The sequence below is a fragment of the Acinetobacter sp. MD2(2019) genome (assembly GCF_035615615.1).
Classification (GTDB): Bacteria; Pseudomonadota; Gammaproteobacteria; order Pseudomonadales; family Moraxellaceae; genus Acinetobacter.
Genome location: NZ_VTDU01000001.1, coordinates 1 through 22,943, shown reverse-complemented (window position 1 = coordinate 22,943; position 22,943 = coordinate 1). Strand labels below are relative to the sequence as shown.

Annotated in this window: 24 protein-coding genes and 1 other annotated feature; of the genes, 20 read left to right on the top strand and 4 right to left on the bottom strand. The window is 40.1% G+C overall.

Annotated elements, in window-relative coordinates; genetic code table 11:
* The first annotated feature begins 37 nt into the window (after window positions 1–37).
* The 6 genes from I2F62_RS00120 (at window position 38) to I2F62_RS00095 (ending at window position 6,814) form a co-directional block, all read left to right on the top strand.
* On the top strand, window positions 38–892 hold the full coding sequence (locus I2F62_RS00120) for a MaoC family dehydratase (RefSeq protein WP_324625000.1): 855 nt from the start codon (window positions 38–40) through the stop codon (window positions 890–892).
* 128 nt (window positions 893–1,020) lie between these two features.
* Complete coding sequence (dnaX, locus tag I2F62_RS00115; protein WP_324624999.1) at window positions 1,021–3,024, top strand: DNA polymerase III subunit gamma/tau; 2,004 nt, start codon at window positions 1,021–1,023, stop codon at window positions 3,022–3,024.
* 70 nt (window positions 3,025–3,094) lie between these two features.
* Window positions 3,095–3,616, top strand: coding sequence for a low molecular weight protein-tyrosine-phosphatase (locus tag I2F62_RS00110; RefSeq protein WP_324624998.1), 522 nt, complete (start codon window positions 3,095–3,097; stop codon window positions 3,614–3,616).
* Entirely contained in the window at window positions 3,616–4,653 is a 1,038-nt protein-coding gene (gene murB, locus I2F62_RS00105; protein ID WP_324625217.1) for a UDP-N-acetylmuramate dehydrogenase, read from the top strand. Before I2F62_RS00110 ends, murB begins: the two co-directional genes overlap by 1 nt.
* 2 nt (window positions 4,654–4,655) lie before the next feature.
* Window positions 4,656–5,786, top strand: coding sequence for a YdcF family protein (locus I2F62_RS00100; protein WP_324624997.1), 1,131 nt, complete (start codon window positions 4,656–4,658; stop codon window positions 5,784–5,786).
* A complete protein-coding gene (locus I2F62_RS00095) occupies window positions 5,786–6,814 on the top strand; it encodes an alpha/beta hydrolase (RefSeq protein ID WP_324624996.1) in 1,029 nt (342 codons plus the stop codon). Before I2F62_RS00100 ends, I2F62_RS00095 begins: the two co-directional genes overlap by 1 nt.
* Before the next feature lie 134 nt (window positions 6,815–6,948).
* On the opposite strand, the gene I2F62_RS00090 is transcribed toward I2F62_RS00095, so the two are convergent.
* The 3 genes from I2F62_RS00090 to I2F62_RS00080 form a co-directional block, all read right to left on the bottom strand.
* Window positions 6,949–8,121: a cupin domain-containing protein gene (locus I2F62_RS00090; RefSeq protein WP_324624995.1), complete on the bottom strand. Its 1,173-nt coding sequence runs from the start codon at window positions 8,119–8,121 to the stop codon at window positions 6,949–6,951.
* A 110-nt stretch (window positions 8,122–8,231) separates the two neighbouring features.
* Window positions 8,232–8,825 (bottom strand): Maf family protein, encoded by a 594-nt coding sequence (locus I2F62_RS00085; protein ID WP_324624994.1) that lies wholly within the window; start codon window positions 8,823–8,825, stop codon window positions 8,232–8,234.
* Window positions 8,825–9,211 (bottom strand): DUF2237 domain-containing protein, encoded by a 387-nt coding sequence (locus I2F62_RS00080; protein ID WP_324625216.1) that lies wholly within the window; start codon window positions 9,209–9,211, stop codon window positions 8,825–8,827. The genes I2F62_RS00085 and I2F62_RS00080 overlap by 1 nt, the downstream gene beginning before the upstream one ends.
* A gap of 199 nt (window positions 9,212–9,410) precedes the next feature.
* Here I2F62_RS00080 and I2F62_RS00075 point away from each other — a divergent pair, with 199 nt between their 5' ends.
* The 11 genes from I2F62_RS00075 (at window position 9,411) to I2F62_RS00025 (ending at window position 19,870) form a co-directional block, all read left to right on the top strand.
* Window positions 9,411–10,598: a phosphoglycerate kinase gene (locus I2F62_RS00075; RefSeq protein WP_324624993.1), complete on the top strand. Its 1,188-nt coding sequence runs from the start codon at window positions 9,411–9,413 to the stop codon at window positions 10,596–10,598.
* A gap of 16 nt (window positions 10,599–10,614) precedes the next feature.
* Window positions 10,615–10,842: a hypothetical protein gene (locus tag I2F62_RS00070; RefSeq protein WP_324624992.1), complete on the top strand. Its 228-nt coding sequence runs from the start codon at window positions 10,615–10,617 to the stop codon at window positions 10,840–10,842.
* A gap of 120 nt (window positions 10,843–10,962) precedes the next feature.
* A complete protein-coding gene (gene fba, locus I2F62_RS00065) occupies window positions 10,963–11,997 on the top strand; it encodes a class II fructose-bisphosphate aldolase (protein ID WP_324624991.1) in 1,035 nt (344 codons plus the stop codon).
* A gap of 121 nt (window positions 11,998–12,118) precedes the next feature.
* A complete protein-coding gene (locus I2F62_RS00060; RefSeq protein ID WP_324624990.1) occupies window positions 12,119–12,625 on the top strand; it encodes a DinB family protein in 507 nt (168 codons plus the stop codon).
* 120 nt (window positions 12,626–12,745) lie between these two features.
* Window positions 12,746–13,531 carry an ABC transporter substrate-binding protein gene (locus I2F62_RS00055; RefSeq protein ID WP_324624989.1) on the top strand — a complete coding sequence of 262 codons (786 nt, stop codon included), beginning with the start codon at window positions 12,746–12,748 and terminating at the stop codon, window positions 13,529–13,531.
* Window positions 13,532–13,625: 94 nt separating this feature from the next.
* The gene (locus I2F62_RS00050; protein WP_324625215.1) at window positions 13,626–14,315 is read left to right on the top strand and encodes a histidine ABC transporter permease HisQ; all 690 of its coding nucleotides are present in this window, start codon (window positions 13,626–13,628) and stop codon (window positions 14,313–14,315) included.
* Window positions 14,312–15,025, top strand: coding sequence for an ABC transporter permease (locus tag I2F62_RS00045; protein ID WP_324624988.1), 714 nt, complete (start codon window positions 14,312–14,314; stop codon window positions 15,023–15,025). The genes I2F62_RS00050 and I2F62_RS00045 overlap by 4 nt, the downstream gene beginning before the upstream one ends.
* Window positions 15,026–15,035: 10 nt before the next feature.
* Window positions 15,036–15,812 (top strand): ABC transporter ATP-binding protein, encoded by a 777-nt coding sequence (locus tag I2F62_RS00040; RefSeq protein ID WP_324624987.1) that lies wholly within the window; start codon window positions 15,036–15,038, stop codon window positions 15,810–15,812.
* 178 nt (window positions 15,813–15,990) lie between these two features.
* A complete protein-coding gene (locus I2F62_RS00035) occupies window positions 15,991–17,163 on the top strand; it encodes a cysteine desulfurase family protein (RefSeq protein ID WP_324624986.1) in 1,173 nt (390 codons plus the stop codon).
* Between the two features lie 150 nt (window positions 17,164–17,313).
* Window positions 17,314–18,951, top strand: coding sequence for an OFA family MFS transporter (locus I2F62_RS00030; RefSeq protein WP_324624985.1), 1,638 nt, complete (start codon window positions 17,314–17,316; stop codon window positions 18,949–18,951).
* A gap of 58 nt (window positions 18,952–19,009) precedes the next feature.
* On the top strand, window positions 19,010–19,870 hold the full coding sequence (locus I2F62_RS00025; protein WP_324624984.1) for a DMT family transporter: 861 nt from the start codon (window positions 19,010–19,012) through the stop codon (window positions 19,868–19,870).
* A 27-nt stretch (window positions 19,871–19,897) separates the two neighbouring features.
* Here the strand turns inward: I2F62_RS00025 and nfsB are convergent, their stop codons facing one another.
* Window positions 19,898–20,551, bottom strand: a complete 654-nt coding sequence (gene nfsB / locus I2F62_RS00020) for an oxygen-insensitive NAD(P)H nitroreductase (RefSeq protein WP_324624983.1) — start codon at window positions 20,549–20,551, stop codon at window positions 19,898–19,900.
* 185 nt (window positions 20,552–20,736) lie between these two features.
* Here nfsB and I2F62_RS00015 point away from each other — a divergent pair.
* The 3 genes from I2F62_RS00015 to I2F62_RS00005 form a co-directional block, all read left to right on the top strand.
* Window positions 20,737–21,893 (top strand): IS3 family transposase gene (locus I2F62_RS00015; protein WP_324624982.1). Its coding sequence is split into 2 segments (ribosomal slippage): window positions 20,737–21,013 and window positions 21,013–21,893, totalling 1,158 coding nucleotides; the frame shifts between segments, so codons are not numbered across the junction.
* Window positions 21,012–21,128: a sequence feature (AL1L pseudoknot), on the top strand. It overlaps the preceding gene by 117 nt.
* Before the next feature lie 161 nt (window positions 21,894–22,054).
* Window positions 22,055–22,774: an acyltransferase gene (locus I2F62_RS00010; protein ID WP_324624981.1), complete on the top strand. Its 720-nt coding sequence runs from the start codon at window positions 22,055–22,057 to the stop codon at window positions 22,772–22,774.
* A gap of 37 nt (window positions 22,775–22,811) precedes the next feature.
* On the top strand, window positions 22,812–22,943 hold a 132-nt coding region (locus I2F62_RS00005), incomplete at its 3' end, for a transposase-like zinc-binding domain-containing protein (protein WP_324625214.1).

Sequence of the window (22,943 nt, the reverse complement as noted above, 5' to 3'; positions counted from 1 at the left end):
CGTATCCTCACTTTAAAAATTACAAAAAGGGGTGCGCATGCGAACACGTTATTTTAGTCAGTTTCCAAAGCCTTATACGGCTTATCCTAAAATTATTAAGGGCTTGGTTTCAAAAAATAAAACAAGCGCGCAAAGCTTACCCGATGTTGAATATGTGGTGGATGCCTTTCATGTTCATGCACGTCATTTACATGCCTACAATAAAATTTGTGGATTTGAAAACAATGGCAGCATTCCTGCCATGTATTTTGCGGTGTTATCGCAAAGTTTACAAATGCATATGATGACCCAAGAAGCGTTTCCATTTGCCATTTTAGGCTTGGTTCATATTCATAATCAGGTGACGCAGCATGCGCGTTTAGCGGCAAATTTACAATATCAATTGTCGTGTAAATTTGGCGAGTTAAAACCACATGCCAAAGGGGTTCAGTTTGAGTTTATTACGCAAGTGAAATTGGGTGCTGATGTGGTTATGGAGGGAGTGAGTACTTATTTGTCGCGACAAAAATCAGCAGATACGCCAATCACAATCAATAAAACTGAGCTTCGCCCTGCGTATGTATTGAAGGATACATGGCAGATTCCTGAAAATATTGGACGCCGTTATGCGTTAATTTCAGGCGATGCCAACATGATTCATTTGCATGCTTTTACTGCCAAAGCCTTTGGATTCAAGCGCGCCATTGCACATGGCATGTGGACAAAAGCCAAAGCCTTGGCAAGTTTAGATTTACCCGAGCAATACCAAGCCGAAGTTCACTTTAAAACACCGGTATTTTTACCATCAACGGTAGAGCTTTTAACGGTAACCCAAGCCAAACAAACCGATTTTTTGTTGCAACATCCACAAACGACCAAGCCGCATTTAGAAGGATGTGTGATTGCGCTTTAAAAAACACGTTTGATGATAGAAATACGGATTGGATGAGAAAAACACGTTGTATTTCATCCAATCGGTGGGCAGTTCATTCACTATTGCAAGAAAAAACAGTATGCTTAGCAATGTAGAAAGGAGCATACATGTATCAAGTTCTTGCTAGAAAATATCGTCCACGTAATTTTAATGAGCTGGTGGGTCAAAATCATGTCTCTAGAGCCTTAACCAGTGCTTTAGAACGTGGTCGTTTGCATCATGCTTATTTATTTACGGGCACACGCGGCGTGGGGAAAACCACCATTGCCCGTATTTTAGCAAAATGCTTGAACTGCGAAACAGGTGTAACTTCAACGCCTTGTGAGGTGTGTGCAACCTGTAAGGCGGTGAATGAAGGTCGTTTTATCGATTTAATTGAAATTGATGCTGCTTCACGTACCAAAGTTGAAGATACTCGAGAATTATTAGACAACGTGCCCTATGCGCCAACCCAAGGTCGTTTTAAAGTCTATTTAATTGACGAAGTGCACATGCTTTCAACGCATTCTTTTAATGCCTTGTTAAAAACGCTTGAAGAGCCGCCCGAACACGTTAAGTTTTTGTTTGCCACCACCGATCCACAAAAATTACCAATTACGGTCATTTCTCGTTGTTTGCAATTTACCTTGCGTCCCTTAGATGCCAGTGAAATTCAGCAGCACCTGAGCCTTATTTTAGAAAAAGAGCAGATTCAAAACCAAAGCGATGCAATTTGGCAAATTGCCGAAGCTGCGCAAGGGTCGCTGCGCGATGCATTGTCTTTAACGGATCAAGCAATTGCTTATGGGCAAGGGCAAATTCATCAGCAAGATGTAAAAGACATGTTGGGTCTGATCGACCGAACCATTATTTATGATTTAATTTTAGCCATTCATCACAATCAGGCACAAAAAGTTAGTCAGCTATTATTACAATTTAGACAACAAGCCTTAGATGTCGCTTTGGTTTTAGATCAGCTCATTTCAACGTTGCATGAACTGGCGTTAATGCAATATTTACCCGATTTAGGCTTAAAATATAGCCAGGAAATTAATCAAAAAATAAAAACACTTTCGCAAAGCATTGCCGCAGTCGATTTGCAATTGTATTACCAAATTGCCTGTAAAGGTCGTTCAGAACTGAATTGGGCGGTCACGCAAGAGCAAGGTTTTGAAATGTGCGTACTGCGTTTATTGGCATTTCGTCCGTTACAAGCCAATGAAGTTGTGCAACAAACTACAACGCAGGTAACAACTGAAGCGATTGAGGCGAATCAGCAGAGCCCGCTCATTAATGATATTGCACCTAGCTTAGAATCGGAACAATCCTTTCACGATGAAGCAGGTCACGATGAAGCAAGTTTTGCATCAGCGATTGAAACGCCTGCTCAACCAAATCACGATGCCGATACCATCCATTTTTCTGCACCAGATGAACATGGTTTAATTGAGGTTGAGCTTGCACACAGCACAGCTTTAAATCAGCCAGACGATGTGTCCGTTGAGGATGTATTCCCGTTTAGTTATGAATTAGAGCAAGCGCAAAGTGTAGAGATTGCAAGCACAGCGAAAGAGAAAATCACGCAAGCGGCTGTACTTGAAACAAGTTCTGCACAAGAGATAGTGCTTGCTGAACCTGAACCTGAACCTGAACCTGAACCTGAACCTGAACCTGAACCTGAACCTGAACCTAGTTCTGGCTCATCGTTAATGCCACAACAAATTTTAAAAGTTGTTGAGCAAGATTTAACTGGCGAATGGACGGTTGAAAAGTGGGAGTATTGGTTTAGAAATAGCGATTTATCGCCTGCTGTGCAGGAACTTGCTCAATATGGCGTTATGCAAGGCACAATTGATCGCGAAAGTATTTTTCATATTCCTCAAGAATATCAACAATTACTCACGCAGCAACAACATAACTTAGAACACGCGCTGAGACAACAATGGCAAAATACTGTCTTTCGTGTGGAATATGGTGAAGTAAATATGACAACACCCTATACCTTGCAACAACAACGCAAAATACGTGCTTTTGACCGTGCGGCAGAACTAATTCATGCGGATGAAACGGTAAGTCAGTTGTTAGAGCAATTTCATGGCGAAATTCGTAATATCCAATTGAAATCAGATTAATGAAAGCAGGTTGAAATGGTGGTTTATTATCCATAAACCACCAACCCGCAATTTTTAAAAAGGGAAAACTATGGCAAATATGCTACCTAAAAAAGTGTTATGTGTCTGTTTAGGTAATATTTGTCGCTCTCCCACAGCCGAAGCCGTGCTGCGTCATTTCTTTGTTCAAAACCATTTAGAAATTATGGTGGATTCCGCAGGAACAGCAGCCTATCACATTGGCGAAGCACCAGATGAACGCAGCCAAAAATATGCTTTGCAGCGTGGTTACGATTTATCTCACTTACGCGCCAGACAACTACAACCCCATGATTTTGTCAACTTCGATTTAATTTTGGCGATGGATCTGCAAAATTTAAAAGACATCCAAAAAAAGCAGCAACAAGCGCTTCATCAGTTTGGACAGGATGCTTGTAAAGCACTGGTTACGCTCATGAGCGCACATGACGAGCAACGAAAAAATCAAGCCATTGCAGACCCGTATTATGGTCAGGCGAGCGACTTTGAAAAAGTGATAGATGATTGTGAAAGTGCCAGCCAAGCGTGGGTAAAATTTTTGAAAGACAGTAATAATAAGGTGAAAACGCCGTGATTGACGTGCAACAACAAGTTCAACTGCAACGGTTTAATACCTTAAATTTAAAAGCGATTGCAGCTTTTTACGTGAAAATCTCCACACGCCAAGCATTGTTGCAGGCATTAGATTTTGCCAAACAACAACAGCTAAACTGTTTAATTCTTTCGGGTGGCAGCAATATGCTTTTGCCTGAAAAAATTGATGCTTTGGTGATTCATATCGATATTTTAGGAATTGAAAAAGTCGAAGAAGATGAACAATGTGTTCATGTAAAGGTGGGTGCGGGCGAAAACTGGCATGACTTTGTTTTATATTCAACACAACAAGCATGGTATGGCTTGCAAAATTTAGCCTTAATTCCCGGCTTGGTTGGCGCAAGCCCAGTACAAAATATTGGTGCATATGGCGTAGAAGCGGGCGATTTTATTGAATCGGTTGAGGTATATGACCGCGAAGCAGCGGTATTTAAACGCTTATCTGCAAAAGATTGCCACTTTGCTTATCGTCACAGTATTTTTAAAGATCATCCGAACCGATTTGTGATTGTGTCTGTACATTTTAAATTATTAAAAGTGGCACAGCCCAAACTGGCTTATGGCGATTTACGCGCTGCTATGGCGGATGATTTAAGCCCTGAAAATTTGCAAAAACAAGTCATTGCGATTCGTCAAAGTAAATTGCCAGACCCGAAAGAATTTCCGAATGCGGGTAGTTTTTTTAAAAACCCAGTCATTGACGAAGTGCAATATCAAAAGTTGTTAGCAATATTTCCGAATATGCCACATTACCCACAACCGCATGCAAAAGTTAAAATTGCCGCAGGATGGTTAATTGATCAGGCGGGTTGGAAAGGTCAGCGCTTGGGCTGTGTGGGCATGTTTGCCAAACAAGCCTTAGTTCTAGTTAATTACGATTCCGCCAGTTTAAACGATGTGCAACAGACCTATCGTGCGGTGCAACATGCGGTTAAACAAAAATTCAATATTGTGCTTGAGCCCGAGCCTGTACTGTTTAATGCACAGGGGTTAATTCAAGCGCACGAGGACAATTAAAGATGGTAAAACAGCATGGGATGGTCAAAATTTTACGAATAGCTTCTGTGCTATTTGTATTGTTTGGCTGTCTAATGATTTTTGTTTATACGCCATTTTATTCTCGTTTTATTGTTTTTTTACTGAATAAATTTGTCTCGGTTGAAGTTAATCATGTGGCGGCACAAAGCCAACAAATGGCGGCATTAAGCGAAGGTGATGATTTAGAACCGGGTTCAGACTTATGGATTGCCCGTCAAGCTTATTTAAAGGTCTTGCAAGATGCTGGCCAGAAAAAAGATGTTCAGGCACTGAGTCAAATACAAGAAAGGTATCGTATTTTAATTGCTGAAATTAAGCAAAATCAGAACAATACATCAGGTGAATTGGCCTCAGACCCAATCCAATCTTTAATCTTTAAACATAAAGCCAAAGAATTACCGGCCGAGCAAGACGCTGAAAAAACCCAATTGGCCAGTGAAGTGGCGGCATTTGATCAACCAGATAATCTGGCTTTAATGGATAAATACACGCATTTTTTAAATTATTATCCAATTCAGGCAAAAGCCAATCCATCAGTGATCACGCAGTTATCTCAAGATTTAGAAGATGCGCAGCAAAATGAAGAAAAAACGGTCGATGCGGTAAAGCCCTCTGCCATTGTGGTTTTAGGTGGTGGTTTGACGACAGTAAAAGGTCGTAAAGGCATTGTGGTGAATGATTATACCCGATTAAGACTTGAAACGACTTTGGCTTTAGAAAAACAAAACCATCTACCCATTGTTTTAAGCGGTGTGGAAGCACCGTATATGCAAAAATGGTTAAATGCACATTCAGTTGAAGCCAAATTATTGGAAAATAGAAGCATGAATACTTGCGAAAACACGCGCTTTAGTTCATTGCTATTACAAAAAAAAGGAGGCGCGCCTAAGGTGATGTTAGTGACCGATGAATATCATATGCCACGAACACGGCGCTTATTTGCAATGAATGGAATTGCCACTGTGCCTGTGAATGCACCAATGCCAACTGCTTTAACAGCATGGCAACCAGCCATACAAAATTACGATCATAGTCGCCGTGCCAACTATGAACTGCTTGCCACAATTCGAGATACCTTGTTTGGTGCTGGTAATTGTCGAGAGGTGCCATAATGCCAGAAATTCCATTTCTCACCCCCAATCATTTAGAGCAGCTTGATTTGCCTGTGCCAGATCGGGAAATTACGCCAAGCTTGCTGCCGGCTTTAAATTTGAATCGACCGTATATTGCATCGCTTGAATTGTTGGCCTATCAAAAGTTATATGGGTTAGATGTGCTGGACTGCGAATATTGGCAAGGTGGCATTGAAATCAAACAATTTAAGCTACATACACAAGTTTTTCAGCCCAAAGCGCAGCCGATTGTAGGAACGGTTTTTTTGCTGCATGGTTATTTAGAACATAGCGGAATTTATCAGCCGATTATTGCCGAATTGTTAGCGCAAGGTTTTAGCGTATTGGTATTCGATTTACCCGGTCATGGTTTAAGTAATGGACTGCCTGCAAATATTCAAAATTTCAGTCATTATCAAGATGTTTTGCATGCGGTTTATCATTATGTCAAAACGGCGAATCAATTACCGAAACCGTGGTTGGGTATTGGGCAAAGTACCGGTGCGGCCATTTTAATGCATCATGTTTTAGATTATGCCGAACAGCGTAAAAATCCATTTGTAGATCGGGTCTTGTTGCTGTCGCCGTTGGTGCGACCTGCAAAAACCGCGTGGTGGCATAATCCGGTTGGCTTAAGCATTATTCGTCGAATTCGTAGTCAAGTGCCGCGTCATTTCCGTCGGAATAATCACAACCCAGAATTTTTGCGTTTTGTTCGACTAAAAGACCCGTTACAACCGAAAATGATGGGTATGGATTGGATTGTGGCCATGTCGAAATGGATGCTTGAAATGGAGCAAAAACCGTCTTGTCGTATTCCGGTTTGGTTGGCGCAAGGGGCTTTAGACCAAACGGTGGATTGGAAGTATAATATTGATTTTATACGTAAAAAATTTAGACTTCAGACTTTACTAATTTTAGAAGAAGGTTCTCATCAACTGATTAATGAACGAGCGGATATTCGTGCTGCATTAACTGGGCTGATTCCCGCGTTTTTACATGCAAAATCGACAGGTGATTTTTATTAATCGGATTGATTGGCGAAAGTCCGGAATTTCTTAATAAAGAAAAAACACCTTTGCAGGTCGTTATTCAATGCGCATAGATACACTGAATAACGACCTTAACTAAAAGTCAATTACTTGAATTTAAATGAATAATATTATTCGGAGTCTTCGGCAGATGGTAACAACATTAAAATAGATTCATTGAGTAATTGCGCAATGTCTTGTAAAATTTCTTCATGATTGAAGTGCTGATCGAACGCTAGGCTTTCACCATCTGCCAGTTTCTTTAAACTGTTTTCAAAGGCTTCAGAAATACAACACGCTTCACCATTGGCCCAAAATAAAAGCTGATTATCTTCAAGGGTATACAGTAAGCGAGACGCCGGCTCTAAACATAATTCATAACCAGAATCTAAAACTGCGCTTAAATCCTCAGTTTCAATTTCGTCTGCCTCAGGAATGTTTTCTGGATATTTGGCTTCCGACATTAACGACATTAACGCATGTTCAAAGTGGTTTGAATGTTGCAATTGCTCAAGCACTTTGGCTTTTAAATACGCCAATTCATTGGTGGTGATTTCACCAATTTGCGAGGTTTGATCACGAATAATATCCAATAATGGATTTTTTAAGTTTTGCTGGTCGGCAAAATAATCGCTGACACGATCCATCATGCTGGCAACATTGGGCATGCGAAAGCCAAAAGAATACGTCAAGCAGTCATCTTCAGCCACACCGTAGTGCGATAAACCCGGTGGTACATAAAGTAAATCGCCCGGTGCTAAAATTTCGTCAAAATGTACGTTCATTTCAGGCAGTAGTCTTAGCGGTTGGTTTGGAACAAATTTAGTCGATTCATCGCACATTTGTCCGAGTTGCCAACGGCGTTGCCCGTAGCCTTGAACTAAAAACACATCATAAAAATCGAAATGTTGCCCTACAGATCCGCCTTTTGGTGCATAAGACACCATAATGTCGTCACGGCGCCACTGTGGAATAAATGGAAATTTCTTCCATAATGCGGCTAAATCAAAAGAATAATGATCGACAGCTTGAACCAAAAGTGTCCAAAGTTTGGGCATTTTTTGAAAATCGCCTTTAATTAAAGGCGAAGATTTCACGCTCCATTGGTTTGGATTACGATCTTTTTGCTTAATTAAGCGCGCAGTAACGTTGTCTTCTAACGCCAATTCCATTACATCGTTAGGCTCTAAAATATCGACAATTTCAGACATGGCATTGCGTACTAACAGCGGTTTTTTTTGCCAGTATTCAGTTAAAAATTGTTCTGCGGTAAGACCGCCTAAAATAGCAAGAGGTTCAGACATTAACGATAGCCGAAAAAGAATTTCGACTATTGTCGTTGAGCCGATGTTTGAGTGCAAGCCCCAGTTAAAATCTACCTATCGTTGTAATGGCGGTAAGGACGTTTTAAGTTTTAGGGAATGCGTATATTCAATGCTCTTAAAATGTTGCACACTTGAATCATGGGTAAGCCCATTAATGTGGTTTGGTCATTGCCAGACATTGACTCAAACAAGCTAATACCCAATCCTTCACACATAAAACTGCCTGCGCAGTGTAACGGTTGTTCTTTTTCCACATAGCGCTGAATTTCGTCTAGGTTTAACTGACGAAACTTAACTTGGTAATGCTCAACAATGGTTTTTTCAAATCCAGAAGCGTGCTGTTGAATACTTAAGCCCGTACTAAAACACACTGTTTGACCTGCGCTTTGCTGTAATTGTGCAATGGCATTGTGTGTTGTTAATGGTTTGCCAATAAATTCATGTGGTTGGTTTATGCGCCACGCGACCTGATCTGAGCCAATCACCACTGCATGTGGATGTTGCTTGGCAATACATTGTGCTTTTTCAAAAGCAAGTCGTTTGGCTAAATCATCTGCATGGGTTTCGTTTTGGCTCGACTCATCAATATTCGGTGAAATACATTGATAAGGCAGACCTAAACGATTCATTAATTGCTGACGAGTTTGGCTGCTCGAAGCTAAGATTAAATCGAATTGACTCATTAAACCGCGTAATCCATTAAAACATCCAAAGGGACATAGCTTAAGATAGATTGATGGCATGCTTGCAATTTTAGTTGCGGCGCAAAACCTGCTTCATAGGCTTCAATCCAGCGTGTCACACAAATACACCAAAAATCGCCCGGTTTTAATCCCGGAAAACCCACTTCAGGCAGTGGGCTAATTAAGTCATTGCCCGTTTTTTGTGAAAAGTTCAAAAATTCCGAGGTCATTAACGCGCATACGGTATGCTGACCTAAATCGCTGGGTGCGGTATGACAAAATCCATTGCGAAAATAACCTGTAATAGGGTCAAAACAACAACTTGCTAAAGCTTGTCCAAAAACGTTTAAACGATTAATACTTGGATCGGGATGAATAGCTGACATAATCAATGGTGCATAATTTTGTTGATCTTCGATCATACATCGAAATCTAAGCGATCAAATAGTCCTAAAGTAATAAAAATCTGCATGGATAAATTTTGTGAGTTTTTAGAGAATGGACTGCAGCAAACACCATTTTTAGGTATAATTAAATAAAATGGCACCATTTTAAAATTTCATAACAGCACAAGAGTAGGATTACATGAACTTTAAGCGCATGACGGACCTTGAACTTGATGGAAAACGCGTACTAATCCGGGAAGATTTAAACGTACCTATCAAAAATGGAACAATTACAAGCGATGCTCGTTTAAAAGCAGCACTGCCAACCATTCAACAGGCATTACAACAGGGTGCGGCTGTTTTGGTCTGTTCACATTTAGGACGTCCTGTTGAAGGCGAACCGCAAGCTGAACAATCATTATTACCTGTTGCGGATTACTTAAGCAAAGCATTAGGACAAAATGTTGAATTAATCACAGATTATTTAAATGGCGTAGATGTTCAAAAGGGACAAGTCGTTTTGCTTGAAAACGTGCGTTTTAATGTTGGTGAAAAGAAAAATAAAGCAGAACTTGCAGAAAAATACGCTGCATTATGCGATGTCTTTGTTATGGATGCGTTTGGAACTGCACACCGTGCAGAGGCATCAACCGAAGGTGTTGCGCGCTGTGCAAAAATTGCAGCAGCAGGGCCGTTATTGGCAGCAGAATTAGATGCACTGGGTAAAGCCTTACAAACACCAGCACAGCCGATGGCCGCCATTGTTGCCGGCTCTAAGGTTTCAACCAAGTTAGATGTTTTAAACTCGCTTGCGCCACTGTGTGAACAATTAATTGTGGGTGGTGGAATTGCAAATACCTTCTTAGCTGCGGCCGGCTTTAACGTGGGTAAATCATTGTATGAAGCCGACTTGGTTGAAACAGCCAAACAAATTGCGGCAAAAGTCAGTGTGCCACTACCAACCGATGTGGTTGTTGCCGATGCCACACAAATTGATTTTTCAGACTTTTTAGGTTCACTTGCAAAAGTACACGCTGTAACAAAAAAAGTTGAAGATGTGGCCGATACCGACATGATTTTAGACGTTGGTCCAGAAACAGCTGCACATTTTGCAACATTACTGAAACAATCGAAGACTATTCTTTGGAATGGACCTGTCGGTGTATTTGAGGTTGATCAATTTGGCGAAGGAACAAAAACTTTGTCGCTTGCAATCGCACAAAGTGATGCATTCTCTATTGCTGGCGGCGGTGATACCTTGGCGGCCATTGATAAATACAATGTGGCCTCAGAAATTAGTTATATTTCTACCGGTGGCGGTGCATTCTTAGAGTTTGTTGAAGGAAAAACCTTGCCTGCGGTTGCCGCTTTACTTGAGCGCGCTTAAGTTTTTGGAGCATTTTATGAAAAAACAAATATTTGTGGCATTGGCATGTACAGCCGTATTGGCGTTAACGGCATGTTCGAAAAAGTCAGATGAATCGCAGGCGGCTTCTGCTTCAGACGTGGCAGACCAACCCACCTCTGCCGATCAACAAGCTAAAATTGATGCTTTGGATAAACCGGTGTTAGATGAAAAAAATACCGATGTTGCAAGTTCTGACGTAGCCTCAGAAGCCAAAGCACCATAATCTGTTGTTTTTTTATTTAAAATCCTCGTAAATACGAGGGTTTTTTTATTTTTATTAAATTTGATGCTGAATTACTCAGCATCAACATGTAGAATATATGGCACTATTTGGGAGGAAATTATGGCTCTTATTTCATTGCGTCAGTTGTTAGATCATGCGGCTGAACACAGTTATGGCGTGCCTGCATTTAACGTAAATAACTTAGAACAAATGCGAGCAATTATGTTAGCAGCGGATGCTACAAATTCTCCAGTTATTGTTCAAGCATCTGCGGGTGCGCGTAAATACGCTGGCGCTCCATTTTTACGCCATTTGATTTTAGCAGCAATTGAAGAATGGCCACATATTCCTGTCGTAATGCATCAAGATCACGGAACAAGCCCTGATATTTGCCAACGTTCAATTCAATTGGGCTTTAGCTCAGTCATGATGGATGGTTCATTAGGTACAGATGGTAAAACACCAACAAGCTACGACTATAATGTTGATGTGACTCGCCGTGTTGTGGCAATGGCACATGCTTGTGGCGTGTCTGTAGAAGGTGAAATTGGTTGTTTAGGTAGCCTTGAAACCGGTATGGCAGGTGAAGAAGATGGCGTGGGTGCAGAAGGCGTACTCGACCATTCACAGCTTTTAACATCTGTTGAAGAAGCAACGCAATTCGTTGCCGACACCAATGTTGATGCCTTAGCTATTGCCGTGGGTACATCTCACGGGGCATACAAATTCACGCGTCCACCTACAGGCGATATTTTGGCCATTGACCGCATTAAAGAAATTCATGCAGCGTTACCAAATACTCACCTTGTAATGCATGGTTCAAGTTCTGTACCGCAAGAATGGTTAAAAATCATTAACGAACATGGCGGTAAAATTGGCGAAACTTATGGTGTGCCAGTTGAACAGTTAGTTGAAGCAATTAAACATGGTGTGCGTAAAATTAATATCGACACCGATTTACGTTTAGCCTCTACAGGCTCTATTCGTCAATTTATGGCGGAAAACCCAGCCGAGTTTGACCCACGTAAATACTTTGCTAAAACTGTTGATGCAATGAAACAAGTATGTATCGACCGTTACGAAGCATTTGGTACTGCGGGGAATGCCGACAAAATTCGTCCAATTTCTTTAGAGAAAATGGTTGAGCATTATTAATTTTAAAAAATTGTAATGTGAAAAAAGCCAGTTGATTCAACTGGCTTTTTTATTGCCGATGTCTCGCAGAAAACAAAAAATTCATGTAAAACAACTTAATCATATTTTAGTAGTATCAAAAATGGATGTTCAAAGCGTTCAATATTTTGCCAATTATCATGTTTGGGCGACTAGACGTTTAATGCTAAGTTTGCAACAGGTGTCCGATTCCGATTTTCATGCACAGGTTGGGCTATTTTTTCAAAGCATTTTTGGTACATTGAACCATTTATTGTTAGGCGAGCGCGATTTGTGGTTGGCTCGATTTATGCAGCAGCAAACACCTATTTTGGCACTTAATACTGTGGTTGAATCTGACCGGCAGCAATTAATGCAGCAGTATTTAGACACAACGCTCAAATGGCAAACTTTTGTGAATGGTTTGGGGCAAACCAAGCCTGATAAAGAACTGCATTACACCACATCTATCGGATTAAACGTTTCATTGCCATTTGTGGCAAGTTTATTCCATGTTTTTAATCATGCCACCCATCATCGTGGGCAAATTACCGCCGCCATGACGGCATTAGGTTATGTATGCCCAAGTTTGGACATGGTCTATTATTTACTAGAGCAAAATACGGCGTAATGCATTAATTAAGCGCAATTTCTAAATTTGGTACAAAATTTGCTAATAGATAAAGTCAAAGATTGGTGCGTTTGACACATCTTATTTTTTTCGATGAATCATTTTTAGGAAAAAAGTTACATGAAAAATTTGAAAAAGCGAGTGCTCGTTTCAGCAACTGTCATGCTTGCAGCATTTGCAACACATGTACAAGCAAAAGATTGGTCAGTGATTCGTTTCGGAACGGAATCATCGTATCAACCATTTGAATACAAAACACCAGACAATAAATTGACGGGTTTTGATGTGGACTTGGGTAATGCCATTTGTGCACATTTAAAAGCGAAATGTGTTTGGGTGGAAAACTCGTTTGACGGCATGATTCCTGCGCTAAAAGCCAAGAAATTCGATGGCATTTTATCGTCAATGACCATTACTGAAGAACGTGCAAAACAAATTGCATTCAGTAATAAAATTTACAACACGCCAACGCGTATGATTGCGAAAAAAGGTTCGCCGTTGTTACCAACAGCAGTATCGTTAAAAGGTAAGCGTGTAGGCGTACAACAAGGCACTATGCAAGAAAGCTACGCAAAGGCTTATTGGGCGCCTAAAGGTGTGAATGTTGTTCCTTATCCAAACCAAGATGTTTTATATCAAGACATGGTTTCTGGCCGTTTAGATGCGTCTTTACAAGATGCAATTATGGTTGATGCCGGTTTCTTAAAATCACCAAAAGGTAAAGTATTTGCATTTGCCGGCCCAAATGTGGTCGATGCAAAAACTTTAGGTGTGGGTGCTGCAATTGGCTTACGTAAAGAAGATGCCGACTTACGTAACAATATTAACAAAGCATTGGCTGCCATTATTGCTGATGGCACATACAAAAAAATTGAGAAAAAATATTTCCCATTTAGTATCTATTAAGTTTCTAGAAAGTGTCGGTCTAGTACCGACACTTTTTTGTTTGTGTTAATCCTCATCAATATCAAATTTATAGATTCACTAGGAGATGATGAGTATGTTTTTGTCTGGTTATGGATCAGTGCTGCTGACCGGAACATGGATGACAATTCAACTTGCACTATTATCGCTCGTACTTTCGGTTTTAGTGGGTTTAATTGGTGCAAGTTGTAAGCTATCTAGCATTAAAATTGTGCGTTATGTTGCAACGGCATATACCACGCTCATTCGCAGCGTTCCCGATTTAGTCATTATGCTGCTGCTTTATTACAGCTTACAACTTGGACTAAATGCGATTACTGAACCATTAAATATGGAACAAATTGATATTAATCCATTTGTGGCAGGTGTCGTGACACTTGCATTTATTTATGGGGCTTATTTTACCGAAACATTTCGTGGGGCATTTCAATCGGTACCCAAAGGGCAAATTGAAGCGGCTTTTGCCTATGGAATGACGTCTTTTCAAGTGTTTAGACGGGTTTTATTTCCACAAATGATGCGTTTTGCTTTACCGGGGATTGGGAACAATTGGCAAGTTTTAATTAAAGCCACAGCGTTGGTTTCACTCATTGGTCTGACTGATATTGTGAAAATTAGCCAAGATGCAGGGCGTAATACCATGCAGATTTTTTATTTTAGTGTGGTTGCTGCTGTCATTTACTTAGCGATTACCACGGTTTCAAATGGCGTTTTATGGTGGCTTGAGCACCGATATTCTGCTGGTGTGAAAAAGGGACAACTATGATTGAGATTCTTCAAGAATATTGGAAGTCCTATTTGTGGACAGACGGAATGCAAATGACCGGTGTGGCCATGACATCGTGGTTACTGGTGTCATCGATTGCCATTGGTTTTATCCTTGCAGTACCGCTTTCGATTGCGCGCGTTTCAAATAATCCATTTGTGCGTGGTCCAGTGTGGTTATTTACTTATATTTTTCGTGGCACACCACTTTATGTGCAATTACTGATTATTTATTCAGGCATTTACAGTTTCGATTTTGTGCACGACCATCAATTATTAGATGAGTTTTTTAGAGAAGGTTTAAACTGTACTATTTTGGCTTTTGCTTTAAATACTGGGGCATATACCACCGAAATTTTTGCGGGTGCAATTCGCGCTATTCCTTACGGTGAAATTGAAGCTGCGCAAGCCTTTGGCATGTCGCCGTGGAAGAAATATACACGTATTATCATTCCTTCAATGTTGCGCCGTGCGTTGCCTTTTTATGGCAATGAAGTGATTTTAATGCTACATGCAACCACAATTGCATTTACCGCAACTGTACCAGACATCTTAAAAATTGCTCGAGATGTCAATGCTGCAACCTATGAAACATTTAATGCCTTTGGTATTGCCGCAGTGCTTTATGCTTGCTTGGCATTTATCCTTATTGGGATATTCCGTAAATTGGAACAACGCTGGTTAGCGTTTTTAAAACCATCGAATCATTAGGAGTAACGAAATGACAGATTCAACAAAACTGGTGATTCGTGATTTATGCAAAACCTTTGGTGACAACGAAGTGCTTAAAGGCGTGTCTTTAGACGCCAAAGCCGGAGATGTGATTAGTATTATTGGCTCGTCTGGCTCGGGTAAAAGTACCTTACTGCGCTGCATTAATTTTTTAGAACAACCGAGCAACGGCTCAATTAAATTAAACGGTGAAAAATTAGAAACGGTTTATGACAAGAAAGGCAATTTAAAGCCAATTAATCCAAAGCAATTACAAAAAATGCGCACCCAACTCATGATGGTATTTCAGCATTTTAACTTATGGTCGCATATGACTGTTTTAGAAAATGTAGTGGAAGGCCCGATTCATGTGCTTGGCGTTAAACGTAATGAAGCCGAACAGCGCGCGCGTCAATATTTACGAAAAGTTGGTTTGGGTGAGGAAGTAGAAGGGAAATATCCAGCGTTTTTATCGGGTGGGCAGCAACAGCGTGTTGCCATTGCGCGTGCGTTAGCCATGGAGCCCGAGGTGATGTTATTTGATGAGCCGACCAGTGCGCTCGACCCTGAATTGGTGGGAGAAGTACTTAAAGTCATGCAAAGTTTGGCAGAAGAAGGGCGAACGATGATTGTAGTTACGCATGAAATGGGCTTTGCGCGTCATGTCTCGAATCAGGTGATTTTTTTACATCAGGGTAAAATTGAAGAACAAGGTCATCCAGAAGAAATTTTGGATAATCCTAAAAGTGAACGCTTAAAGCAATTTTTAATGGGTAATTTTAAATAAATACGTTTTTATGATAATAGATAAGATCATCATATCTTATCTATTATTTGAATTTTGATTGATTAATCTGTTTTTATGGTATTTTTATCAGAAATAATGATGACTTAAAGCAGAAAAATAAATCTTTTTGTCGTTATACTTCCTTTAGTTAAAACTCGCTTGCATATTGTGATACAAAATGAACAAATTGATTTACCTTGATTATGCTGCAACCACGCCAGTATTGCCTGAAGTGATTGAAAAAGTCGTGCAGTGCTTAGCTTTCGATGGCCATTTTGGTAATCCTGCATCGCAGTCGCATCATTATGGTTGGGATGCTGAAAAACTGGTGGCCAATGCGCGTCAGGAAATTGCAAACTTGATTCATGCAGATGCCAGTGAAATTATTTGGACTTCAGGTGCAACCGAATCGAATAATTTGGCGTTAAAGGGCATTGCGACACAATATCCGCAACAAAAAAAGCATATTATTACCAGTCAAATCGAACATAAAGCCATTTTAGATACTTGTGCTGCGCTAGAGCTACAAGGTTTTGAAGTCACCTATTTGCAGCCACAAGCGGATACGGGCTTAATTACGCCAGAACAAGTTGCAGCCGCAATTCAACCCAATACTGTGCTTATTTCTTTAATGTTTGTGAATAACGAAATAGGAACGGTGACGGATATTGCCGCCATTGGCGCATTGGCAAAACAACATCAAATTGTATTTCATGTGGATGCTGCACAAGCTGCAGGAAAAATTAAAATTGATGTAGATGCCTGTCATATCGACTTATTAAGTTTGTCTGGGCATAAAGTCTATGGGCCAAAAGGGATTGGTGCGTTATATGTGCGTCAGGCGGTACAACCCAAGTTATGTACCCAAATTCATGGCGGTGGTCATGAACGAGGTTTGCGTTCGGGAACTCTAGCCACCCATCAAATTGTTGGAATGGGCGCCGCTTTTGCATTGGCGCAACAAAAATTAGAAACCGAGCAACAGCGCCTAGCAGAACTACGTTTAGCGCTGTGGCAAGCCTTACAACAATTAGACGATGTGGTGTTAAATGGTCATCCACAGCAACGCGTTGAAAATTACTTAAGTGTGAGTTTTGTGGGTGAACATGCCAATAGTTTGACTGAAAAAATTAAACAATTGGCGGCTGTTTCAAGCAGTTCTGCATGTAATTCAAAAAATGCTGCTCCTTCGCATGTTTTATTGGCTTTAGGTCGTTCAGCAGAAGCGGCATCGCATTCTATTCGCTTTAGTTTCGGTGCATATACCACACTGGCAGATATTCAATTTCTTGTGGCGCAGTTAAAGGTGCATTTAACCCAGCCTAAAGTGAACTTTTTTGTATTTAATTAACCAATACTTAGCGGTTTAGTTCTATTCTTTGGGTATCTGCTCAATATTATAGGCAAGATGGGAACACTCCTTTTTTAAAACACTGCTGATTGATTGGACAAGATTGTAACAATCGTGTATATCCAATGGCAGAAAAAAGGAGTTATTTTCATGCCATCATCAACACAGTCCGTGTCCCCGCCATTTTTATCCAAACAACGTATTATTGCCAATGCCGGTTTTAATCGTTGGCTTGTTCCACCTGCGGCCTTAGCCATTCATTTATGTATTGGTATGGCTTATGGTTTTTCTGTATTTTGGTTGCCATTGTCTAAAGCATTAGGTATTTCGCAACCGATTGCCTGCGCAGCCGATATCGGTTTTTTTCAGCAGCTTTTTATTGCCAGTTGTGATTGGAAAGTTTCAACTTTAGGTTGGATGTACACTTTATTTTTTGTGCTGCTGGGCAGTTCTGCTGCAATCTGGGGCGGATGGTTAGAGAAAGTTGGGCCACGCAAAGCGGGTTTATTGAGTGCGGTGTGTTGGTGTGGCGGTATGCTTATTTCCGCATTAGGTATTTATTTGCACCAATTTTGGTTAATGCTCCTCGGTTCTGGGGTGATTGGTGGTATTGGCTTAGGACTCGGCTATATTTCACCGGTAAGCACATTAATTAAATGGTTTCCCGACAAACGTGGTTTAGCAACGGGTATGGCAATTATGGGTTTTGGCGGTGGTGCGATGATTGGCTCACCTCTAGCCGTAGAATTAATGTCGCATTTTTCATCACCAAGCAGTGTGGGTGTTGCGCAAACCTTTGTTGTTATGGCGTTGATCTACTTTGTTTTTATGGTGGCAGGGGCTTTAACTTACCGAATTCCGGCAGTAGACTGGAAACCCAAACATTGGCAGCCGAAAGCCACAGTTTCTGGGCTGATTACACCTCACCATGTGCATGTTGACCGTATTTGGGGTATTCCGCAATTCTGGTTAGTGTGGTTGGTTCTGTGTATGAATGTTTCCGCAGGAATTGGAATTATTGGTATGGCATCGCCAATGCTGCAAGAAGTCTTTGCAGGCAATTTATTGGGTAAGGCATTATCTTTTTCACAATTAAATGAAGGTCAATTAAAAGCGGTTGCGGCCATTGCAGCGGGTTTTACCGCGTTATTAAGTTTATTTAATATTGGTGGGCGCATTGCGTGGGCCAGTCTGTCGGACAAAATTGGGCGCAAAACCACTTATAATGTATTTTTTATCTTAGGGATTATCCTGTATATCAGTCTGCCTTTTTTAGCGGCGATGGGAAGTAAATTCTTATTTGTGAGTGCCATCTGCATTATTATTAGTATGTATGGTGGTGGTTTTGCTGCGGTTCCTGCTTATTTGGCTGACCTATTTGGAACACAAATGGTGGGTGCCATTCATGGGCGTTTACTGACGGCATGGGCAACGGCAGGGGTCATTGGGCCCGTTGTTGTAAATAATATGCGAGATTATCAATTGAGTTTAGGTATTCCTGCAAGTCAGGTTTATAACCAAACCATGTTTATTCTAGCGGGCTTATTGGGCATTGGGTTGATCTGTAATTTAATGATTAAACCAATTGCAGCCAAATACTTTATGTCTGAGCAAGAGCTTGCCGAAGCACAAAATCAAATGATTGAACAAAAAAATCAACCAACAGGTATGGTGTTGATTAGTCAGCCAACAGCTAAAATTTGGGTGGTTTTGGCGTGGCTTGCGGTTGGTATTCCTTTGTTGTGGGGAATTTATCGTACCCTTATGAGTATTCGTGCATTTTTTTAAGCTTTAAACGGCAATTAAAGTCGTGTTATTCATACTTTAATTGCCTTAGGTTGTTGATATGATTCTTATTTTCTGTGCTGCATTTTGTAGTATTGCCGTTTCCATTTTAGTTAAATATTTTAAAACCATGGGTTTTAATGCGCTGCAAATGGTGATGTGGAATTACTTTGCCGCAAGCGTGTTGTGTTTTGTATGGTTCAAGCCAAACATTTTACAAGCCGTAGCTCATCCAAGTTTAACGCCTTGGTGGCTTATTGCTGCTTTGGGGATGTTATTTCCATTCATTTTCTTATGCTTAGCACAATCTTTAGTCTATGCAGGCATGGTAAAAACAGAAATTGCACAGCGGCTTTCTGTGGTACTCTCACTTTTAGCAGCCTATTTTATTTTTAATGAAAGCTTTAGCTTCATAAAATTATGCGGCATTGGATTGGGTTTCGTGGCGGTAGGATGTTTACTGGCTGCCAAGCAAGCTTCAGCGGTAACAACACATAAAAATAGTATTCGGTTTTTAATTCTGGTTTGGGTTGGCTATGCTTTAGTCGACATTTTATTAAAATATAACAGTAGTTTGGGGCAAAGTTTTACCTTAAGTCTGAATTTAATTTTTATGGTGGCATTTGTCTTAACTGCACTGACTCAGTGCATTAAACCACAAACCACATGGCAATTTAAAAATCTTCCAGCAGGGTTGTTACTGGGGGCGTTTAACTTTGCCAACATTGCATTATATGTACAGGCACATCAGCAATTAAAAGACTCGCCAGCGCTAGTGTTTATGCTGATGAATATGAGTGTGGTTGTTTTTGGTGCGATTGCAGGCATGCTTATATTTAAAGAAAAGCCAAATCGACTGACGTATCTAGGATTATTTGCGGGCGTATTGGGTGTGCTAAGCTTAGCAAAAGCGATGACTTAAAGCAGACCTTTAAGTCATCTTTATTTTTTAAAGCGTGGTGAAGATTTGTTCTTTAGCTAAACGCGATTTTGGTAAAGTTGCATTAAAGTCGGTTTCACTGCGATAACCTAAGGTTAAAACCACAGAGCTTGTGAAACCTTGAGCGGTTAAATTAAATTCCGCATCTAAAGTTTTGGCATCGAAACCACCAATTGGGGTTGAATCAATTCCTAATGCCGCAGCGGCAAATAAAGCTTCACCTAAAGCAATAAAAGTTTGATTTTCCATCCAGCGGGTAATTCCACCTTCTGCTGCGCGGTATTGATCCACATAGCCTTTACGCACTTCAGCCTGAGCTTGTTGCGTTGCGGCATCTTTAAAACGGCCAATTGCGGCATCTTGTTGGACTAACTGATTTAGATATTCATCGGTCACATCATTACGCGTACAAAACACCACAGTATGCGATGAATCTAAAACTTTAGGCGCATTGTAGGCATAAGGGCCAGTCATGGCTTGGGTGACACGTTGTTTCGCGGCATCACTTTCAATCACTAAAAAGTGCCAAGGCTGAATATTAATTGAAGATGGCGCTAAATGTAGAACATCTAAAATGGCATTTAAGTCGGTCTGGGAGATTTTTTTATTCGGATCATAAGCTTTGGTGGTATAGCGTTCTTGGGCAATTTTTAAAAGATCCATAGGATGATCCTTGTTTAAGTATTAAAAATGAATTCTTAAATAATATTGAGCCGAGTTTTTAAAACACAAGCCCAAAGATTCAATAGAATAATTTCAGTTTGGTTTGGCTTTGTTGAACAAATATAACATGGTAGTTGAACCGTACCGGGTTTGTCGGAGACTCAATGTTCTGAGAAACTATTGCGATGAAAAAATCAAATTATACCCCTGAAATCAGAGAACGAGCTGTTCGCTTAGTTCTAGAATCTGAAAAAGATTATCCCTCAAATTGGGCTGCAATCACTGCCATTGCTCCTAAAATTGGTTGTACACCTGAAACATTACGTGTTTGGTATCAGAAACATCTTGATCTCCAAAATCCTGCCAAAGTTCAACAGATGTCTGATCAAGAACGTATTAAAAAACTTGAGCGTGAAAATAAAGAACTACAGCGAGCAAATGAAATTCTGCGTAAAGCAGCCGCTTTTTTCGCCCAGGCGGAGCTCGACCGCCCACGCAAATAATGGTCGATTTCATTCACAACAATAAAATTCGGTATAGCGTTGAAGGTATTTGCAAAATATTACCAATCACACCTTCAACGTACTATCGGCATTTATACCTCAATGATCATCCCGATAAACGTTCTAAACGAGCTTTGCATGATGAGCATTATGCAGAAGAAATTAAACGAATATGGCGTGATAGTTCAGGTCGTTATGGCATTCGTAAAGTTTGGGAGCAATTGAAGAAAGAAGGCTACTCTATTGCACGTTGCCGTGTTGCTCGATTAATGCAACAGCAACGTGCAGATGACTTAGTTAAACGTGATTTTACAGCACAACATCCGAATAACCTCTGGGTCGCTGACTTTACGTATATTCAGACCCATTCAGGCTGGGTATATACCGCATTTATTATTGATGTGTTTTCACGAGCAATCGTAGGTTGGAAGGTTTCAACACGTATGAACACTGATATGGTCCTCGATGCACTGGAGCAAGCATTACATGATCGAGGTATGCCAAAGAATGTGATTCATCATTCCGATCGAGGCGTGCAATATTTGTCGATTCGCTATACCAATCGCCTAGAAGCAGCGAATGTAAAAGCCTCTGTCGGTACTACAGGTGATTCATACGATAATGCTTTGGCTGAAACAGTGAATGGTTTATACAAAATGGAGGTGATTGAATATTTGAAATCTGATTGGACTGGTCTATCCGATGTTGAACTAGCAACATTGAATTGGGTCGATTGGTTTAATAAAAAACGGCTACATAGTGCAATTGGATATGTGTCGCCATTTGAATATGAAACGATGTACTATGCTAAGATGAATCCGTTAGGTCAGGTGGCCTAACTTAGATAAACTGTCTCCGACAAACCCGGTACGGTTCATACCCAAGTTGTCACTTAAATTTAGTAAACCTAGGAGAAATTTAACCTTTTTATATTTGTGCAACAAAGCCGGTTTGAAGTAATATACTGATATTTTATAAATTATTGTCAAAGGTGAGTGATTTGTTTTTATCCAAAGCATTGAAGCGAGAAAATAATAATTTAGATATTTTTAGATTGTTTGCTGCTCTTTCGGTAATATTTGGGCATGCGTATGCCTTATCTCCAATGGATGGTGCTGTAGATCCTATTGGAAGATTGCTTGGATATACTTATTCTGGAGATTTAGCTGTTAAGTCATTTTTTTTTCTTAGTGGGCTTGTTGTAACAAATAGTTTGTTAGTTCGACGAAATATAATAAATTTCTGTATTGCGCGATTTTTTAGAATATGGCCAGCTTTTACTTTTGTAATTTTAATGTCCTCATTAATTGTCGGCCCTATACTTACTAATTTAAAGGTTTCAGAGTATTTTAGTAATATTGGTGTTTATTCTTACATATATAAAAATATATTTATGAATATTTCATATGGGCTGCCAGGATTATTTTCTGAAAATCCCTATAAAAATGCTGTTAATGGTTCTTTGTGGACTATACCCTATGAAATAGGAGCTTATCTTTTTTTGATTGTTTTATACTTGTTTGGTATTTTTCAAAGAAATAAAGTAGTGCCAACTATAATTGCTATACTAATTATATTGGATCCATTGTTTAATAATAGGTTGGTTTTTACTTTTTTAGTAGATGATTCGTATCGTTTTTTAGCTCCAAGCTTTGCATTTGGTGCCCTTTTGGCCTTACATAAAGATTATTTTTTGGTGGTGTTTCAAAAAGTATGCTGAAATAAAAAAACAGGTAAGAATTTGATACTATAGAGAAATGCTAATCACTCTACACATCAAATGTCCTACCTGCCTGAGCGACAGTATAAAGAAAAATGGCATAAAAGTGGATGGTAAACAAAATTACCAATGCAAAATATGTAAACGTCAGTTTATCGGTGATCATGCA

Bases quoted from the DNA above. Each gene is read 5' to 3' on its own strand.
- I2F62_RS00070 (WP_324624992.1), top strand. From the start codon at position 10,615: ATGAAAAAACAAATATTTGTGGCATTGGCATGTACAGCCGTATTGGCG.
- I2F62_RS00110 (WP_324624998.1), top strand. From the start codon at position 3,095: ATGGCAAATATGCTACCTAAAAAAGTGTTATGTGTCTGTTTAGGTAAT.
- nfsB (WP_324624983.1), bottom strand. From the start codon at position 20,551: ATGGATCTTTTAAAAATTGCCCAAGAACGCTATACCACCAAAGCTTAT.
- I2F62_RS00055 (WP_324624989.1), top strand. From the start codon at position 12,746: ATGAAAAATTTGAAAAAGCGAGTGCTCGTTTCAGCAACTGTCATGCTT.
- I2F62_RS00025 (WP_324624984.1), top strand. From the start codon at position 19,010: ATGATTCTTATTTTCTGTGCTGCATTTTGTAGTATTGCCGTTTCCATT.
- I2F62_RS00030 (WP_324624985.1), top strand. From the start codon at position 17,314: ATGCCATCATCAACACAGTCCGTGTCCCCGCCATTTTTATCCAAACAA.
- I2F62_RS00060 (WP_324624990.1), top strand. From the start codon at position 12,119: ATGGATGTTCAAAGCGTTCAATATTTTGCCAATTATCATGTTTGGGCG.
- I2F62_RS00095 (WP_324624996.1), top strand. From the start codon at position 5,786: ATGCCAGAAATTCCATTTCTCACCCCCAATCATTTAGAGCAGCTTGAT.
- dnaX (WP_324624999.1), top strand. From the start codon at position 1,021: ATGTATCAAGTTCTTGCTAGAAAATATCGTCCACGTAATTTTAATGAG.
- I2F62_RS00075 (WP_324624993.1), top strand. From the start codon at position 9,411: ATGAACTTTAAGCGCATGACGGACCTTGAACTTGATGGAAAACGCGTA.
- I2F62_RS00050 (WP_324625215.1), top strand. From the start codon at position 13,626: ATGTTTTTGTCTGGTTATGGATCAGTGCTGCTGACCGGAACATGGATG.
- I2F62_RS00090 (WP_324624995.1), bottom strand. From the start codon at position 8,121: ATGTCTGAACCTCTTGCTATTTTAGGCGGTCTTACCGCAGAACAATTT.
- I2F62_RS00100 (WP_324624997.1), top strand. From the start codon at position 4,656: ATGGTAAAACAGCATGGGATGGTCAAAATTTTACGAATAGCTTCTGTG.
- I2F62_RS00045 (WP_324624988.1), top strand. From the start codon at position 14,312: ATGATTGAGATTCTTCAAGAATATTGGAAGTCCTATTTGTGGACAGAC.
- I2F62_RS00035 (WP_324624986.1), top strand. From the start codon at position 15,991: ATGAACAAATTGATTTACCTTGATTATGCTGCAACCACGCCAGTATTG.
- I2F62_RS00085 (WP_324624994.1), bottom strand. From the start codon at position 8,825: ATGAGTCAATTCGATTTAATCTTAGCTTCGAGCAGCCAAACTCGTCAG.
- I2F62_RS00040 (WP_324624987.1), top strand. From the start codon at position 15,036: ATGACAGATTCAACAAAACTGGTGATTCGTGATTTATGCAAAACCTTT.
- I2F62_RS00120 (WP_324625000.1), top strand. From the start codon at position 38: ATGCGAACACGTTATTTTAGTCAGTTTCCAAAGCCTTATACGGCTTAT.
- fba (WP_324624991.1), top strand. From the start codon at position 10,963: ATGGCTCTTATTTCATTGCGTCAGTTGTTAGATCATGCGGCTGAACAC.
- I2F62_RS00080 (WP_324625216.1), bottom strand. From the start codon at position 9,211: ATGTCAGCTATTCATCCCGATCCAAGTATTAATCGTTTAAACGTTTTT.